The organism is Halothiobacillus sp. (assembly GCF_027346185.1).
Taxonomy (GTDB): domain Bacteria; phylum Pseudomonadota; class Gammaproteobacteria; order Halothiobacillales; family Halothiobacillaceae; genus Halothiobacillus.
The window spans coordinates 1-4,758 of the sequence record NZ_DAIESY010000089.1 but is presented as its reverse complement, the minus strand read 5'-3'; the positions used below and the strand labels follow the sequence as shown (position 1 = coordinate 4,758).

The window sequence follows — 4,758 nt, the reverse complement described above, 5'->3', positions numbered from 1 at the left end:
CCCCCCTTTGCGGGCTACGCCAGCTTAATGCGAAGCAGGCGAAGCCCGCGTTAAAAGGGGGTGAGGTGGTGGCTTTGCAAAAGAGGTGTGCTGCGTTTAGGCATTTCGCATTCCCCTTTGTAAAAGGGGGAATGAGGGGGATTTGGTGGCTTGGGTTTGGTGCGGTAAATCCCCCCTGCCCCCCTTTGCGGGCTACGCCAGCTTAATGCGAAGCAGGCGAAGCCCGCGTTAAAGGGGGGTGAGGTGGTGGCTTTGCTAAAATCTGGGAGTAGGTGGTTCGGCCAAAGATCGAAGCAGGGTTAAGGCCGGATATAATACGCGGACACCCAGAAGAAAAACGCCAGAACGCTACCCGCCCACAGCAGATAACCCCAGCGTCGAAACCGTTTGGCCAGCACGGTTTGATCATCTGCCGAGATGATATAGGGGCGCCTGCTTTGAGGGTTGGCGCTCATCAGGTGTGTTTGCTGGGGACGTTCCAGTTCCCGTACCTGCTGTGCCTGAATTTGCTGGCGTGCGGCTTCCCGCGCCTGATCCCACTCTTTGGAGTCGATGGAGCCATTGCGATCCAGATCGAATGTTTTCATCTTTTGCGGATCGTTCTTCCACTCCCTCAGCAGCGAGGCAACCGACTCGTTCTCAACCACATAAGGATCGTGGGTAATAGTTTTGAACCAGCCCAGAACGTACAGATTGCGATGCGGCAGCAGGAGTTTTTCGGTGTAGCGGTAATCGCCGAAAAATTGCCCGCCCACGCTGTTGGTCAACCCGCTTGGCCGCTCGGTATTGCCGTACCACTGGCGTCGCATGTTGGGGCGAATACTGGCCGATTCGGGATCAACCAGGCATTCGCCGGTTTCATCTTCTACCGCAATCAGGTTATCGCTTTCATGCTGATAAATGCGCTGCCAGTCAGAACGCTTGGATTCAGTGAAACTTTGCTCCCGGTGCTCAACGGACACCCAGAACCAGACACATGCCGCGCCGGTCATTGGCGAAACGAGGGGCGAGGCGTCGATATTTTTGGTGATGCCTTCAATTTCGATGTACCCCTGGTGCGCCGAGGCAATTTTCGAGGTCGGGGTATTGATGATCCAGTAGGTGCGGCGAACAAACCAGATGCCCGCCAACAAGGTGATCAGGGTCAGCAGAATCAACCCGAACAATAGAAAATGGTAGCCGTTGTCGTCAAAGGAACCCACCCAGTGGGCGTACCAAGTCATCAAACCAATCTCGTTTATTGATTGAACAGCGTCTTGAGATCCGCATCCTTGATTTCATCTTCCCGGAAGGTGAGCAACTTGAACGGACGGAAACGGAACAACTGGGCAATCAGCACATCGGGGAATTGTTCGATGCGCACATTGTTGAGATTGACGGACGCGTTATAAAACTCACGCCGATCGGCAATCATGTTTTCCAGACCGGAAATACGTTGCTGCAAGTGCTGGAAGCTCGTATTCGCCTTGAGGTCGGGATAGGCCTCGGCAACGGCATAGAAATCCATCAATCCTGCGCGCAACTGCCCTTCGGCCATACCCAGCGCATCCATATCACCGCGTTCCTGCGCGCCGTGTACAGCCGAACGAGCCCGCATGACCTTCTCCAGCGTTTCTTGCTCGTACTTCATGTACTGCTTAGCGGTTTCAACCAGTTTTGGCAGCTCATCGTGCCGCTGCTTGAGCAGCACATCGATGTTCGACCAGGCCTGTGACACGTTGTGCTTCAACACCACAAGGCCGTTATACATGATGATCGCCCAGATCACGATCACGGCGAACAGGAACAACAAAACCGAAATTGTGACACCCATGATGCTCGCTCCCTTCAATCCCAATCTGTTACTTATATTGAACACGCCATCGGCGCCTAAAACTGCCACAAAAAAACCCGACCAATCGGGCCGGGTTAGTTTTTTGTTTTGCTCCGCAGCTCCGTCGCAGATCGATTTTATCAGATATCGATATTGACGGCGGACAAGGCGAATTTCTCAATGAAATCTCGGCGGGGCTCTACCAGATCACCCATCAAAATCGTGAAGATTTCATCCGAGGCAATGGCATCTTCAATGCGCACTTGCAGCAGGCGACGGGTTTCCGGGTTCATGGTGGTTTCCCACAACTGATCCGGGTTCATTTCGCCCAGGCCTTTGTAGCGCTGAATACCCAAACCGCGCCGCCCTTCCTGCATCAGCCAGTCAATCGCCTGTTCGAAATGAGTAATCGGTGCGCTCTTTTCGCCGCGCAATACGCGCGCGTCTTCACCGATCAAGCCTTCGAGCTGAGAAGCCAGTTCGCCCAACACGCGGTAATCTGCGGTCGAAAAGAAAGCAGCGGGCAGGAATGTTTCATGTGAAACACCGTGCTGACTGCGAACAATCTGAATGCCAGCGACGCCCTCTGTTGTTTTGGCAAACCCGGATTCGTAATGGACACCGTGATCTGCAAACTGATTCATCGACTCGGTGAAGCGGCCCAACCAAACCTTGAATGCTTCACCATCTTCGGTGACTTCGGCAGAGGTCATTTTCGGTAGATGCAGAATGGCCTTCAGCGCGGAAGGGTCGTATCGGTGCGACAGTCGATCAATCACGGCCTGTGCAACCAGATACTCACGTGCCATGGATTCCAGCGCGGGGCCGGAGATCAGCGGCGCTTCAGCATTCACCTGCAGCGCGGCACCATCGACCGCCAATTGCAAAAGATACTGGTTCAGTGCCAGATCATCCTTAAGGTACTGCTCCTGCTTGCCCTTTTTGACCTTGTATAACGGCGGCTGGGCAATATAAATATGCCCACGCTCGACGAGTTCCTTCATCTGGCGATAGAAGAACGTCAGCAGCAGGGTGCGGATGTGACTGCCATCGACGTCCGCATCGGTCATGATGATGATGCGGTGGTAACGCAGTTTGTCCGGGTTGAAGTCCTCCCGGCCGATACCGCAGCCGAGCGCTGTGATCAGGGTGCCAACTTCGGCCGATGAGAGCATTTTGTCGAAACGCGCCTTTTCCACGTTCAGGATCTTGCCTTTCAGCGGCAGAATCGCCTGTGTACGGCGATCACGTCCCTGCTTGGCGGAACCGCCCGCCGAGTCACCTTCCACGAGATAGATTTCGGACAGCGCCGGATCTTTTTCCTGGCAATCGGCGAGCTTGCCGGGCAAGCCGGCAATGTCCAACGCGCCCTTACGACGCGTCATTTCACGCGCACGACGCGCGGCTTCGCGGGCACGTGCTGCCTCGATGATCTTGTTGGTAATGAGCTGGGCTTCCTGCGGATTTTCTTCCAGAAACTCTGCCAACCGCTCAGAGGTTAGCGATTCAACCGCCGATTTAACTTCGGAGGACACCAGCTTTTCTTTGGTTTGTGAGGAAAACTTCGGATCTGGCACCTTCACGGAAATGACCGCAACCAAACCTTCACGCCAGTCTTCGCCCGAGGTGGAAACCTTGGCTTTTTTCAGAATGCCGGAACGATCCATATAGTCGTTCAGCGTGCGCGTCAATGCCGCCCGGAAGCCCGTCAAATGCGTGCCGCCATCGCGTTGCGGGATGTTGTTGGTGTAGCAGAACAGGTTTTCCTGATAGGAATCGTTCCACTGCAAGGCCAGCTCGACCAGCACCGCGTCTTTCTGCCCCGAGAAACTCAGGACGTTTTTGTGAATAACGGATTTGCCTTTATTCAAATGCTCCACGAAGGCACGAATACCGCCTTCGTAGTAGAACGTGTCGGAACGGCCCGAAATTTCGTCGTTCAGGAATACCCGAATGCCGGAATTGAGAAAGGACAGCTCGCGCAGGCGCTTGGCCAGGATGTCGTAGTGGAAAACGACATCGGCGAAAACGGTCGGGCTGGGCAGGAACCGGATGCTGGTACCCGATTTATCCGTCGACCCGACCTCGGCCAAGGGCGCCTGTGGCACCCCCAGACGATACGACTGGTGATACGCATGGCCGCCGCGATAGATATCCAGCTCCAATTCATCGGAAAGCGCATTGACCACCGACACACCCACGCCATGCAAGCCGCCGGACACCTTGTAGCTGTTCTGGTCGAATTTGCCGCCCGCGTGCAGCACGGTCATGATGACTTCCGCCGCCGAAACGCCCTCTTCGGCATGGATGTCCACCGGGATACCCCGACCATTATCCGTTACCGAAACCGAGCCATCGGTGTGCATGGTGACGGTGACGGTATCGCAGTGCCCGGCCAGAGCCTCGTCGACCGCGTTATCCACCACCTCGAACACCATGTGGTGCAGGCCGCTGCCGTCGTCCGTGTCGCCGATGTACATGCCGGGGCGCTTACGAACGGCATCCAGACCTTTTAGGACTTTGATACTGGTCGAGTCGTACGTCTTGTTATCGCTCATGAGAGGGCTTCCAGAAACATAGAAAATGGGCGGAAAATAGGGCGTGCAAGCCGATATCGGCGCGTTGCAAGCCAAGCAGGGCTGCCGGATATTTTTGCTCGTAGATGCGACAGGGCAACCCTCGTTTTATCGGGACACAACGCCCATCCAGCAAAGCCGGATCACCTTGGCCCAAGACAATCGAAAGATTATACCACGGCTGAGATTTGCCCGGCATCCAGCCTGAAAACCGCATCGAATGGGAAATCGATCTGTTGTCGATCGATTGCAGAAATAAAGACCTGATGCCCCATATTCGACAAATAGTGCAACAAGGCAGAAGAATGACGGGCATCGAACTCGGACATGAAATCGTCGAATAACAATACGGCCCGCTTGCCGCGTTGC

The 4,758-nt window shown here is 55.0% G+C and carries 3 protein-coding genes and 1 pseudogene; all 4 read right to left on the bottom strand.

From position 1 onward, the window contains the following. Window positions 1-299: 299 nt before the first annotated feature. Window positions 300-1,223, bottom strand: a complete 924-nt coding sequence (locus tag M7R55_RS06855) for a GIDE domain-containing protein (RefSeq protein WP_298219669.1) — start codon at window positions 1,221-1,223, stop codon at window positions 300-302. 14 nt (window positions 1,224-1,237) lie between these two features. After that, window positions 1,238-1,813, bottom strand: a complete 576-nt coding sequence (locus M7R55_RS06850; RefSeq protein ID WP_298219667.1) for a LemA family protein — start codon at window positions 1,811-1,813, stop codon at window positions 1,238-1,240. A 140-nt stretch (window positions 1,814-1,953) separates the two neighbouring features. Further along, window positions 1,954-4,371, bottom strand: a complete 2,418-nt coding sequence (gyrB, locus tag M7R55_RS06845) for a DNA topoisomerase (ATP-hydrolyzing) subunit B (RefSeq protein WP_298219665.1) — start codon at window positions 4,369-4,371, stop codon at window positions 1,954-1,956. A 188-nt stretch (window positions 4,372-4,559) separates the two neighbouring features. After that, window positions 4,560-4,758: pseudogene (locus tag M7R55_RS06840) on the bottom strand (hypothetical protein); the annotation flags it as partial.

What these genes read in the sequence shown, in the direction of transcription:
- M7R55_RS06855 (WP_298219669.1), bottom strand. Translation starts at nt 1,223, where the DNA reads ATGACTTGGTACGCCCACTGGGTGGGTTCCTTTGACGACAACGGCTAC.
- M7R55_RS06850 (WP_298219667.1), bottom strand. Translation starts at nt 1,813, where the DNA reads ATGGGTGTCACAATTTCGGTTTTGTTGTTCCTGTTCGCCGTGATCGTG.
- gyrB (WP_298219665.1), bottom strand. Translation starts at nt 4,371, where the DNA reads ATGAGCGATAACAAGACGTACGACTCGACCAGTATCAAAGTCCTAAAA.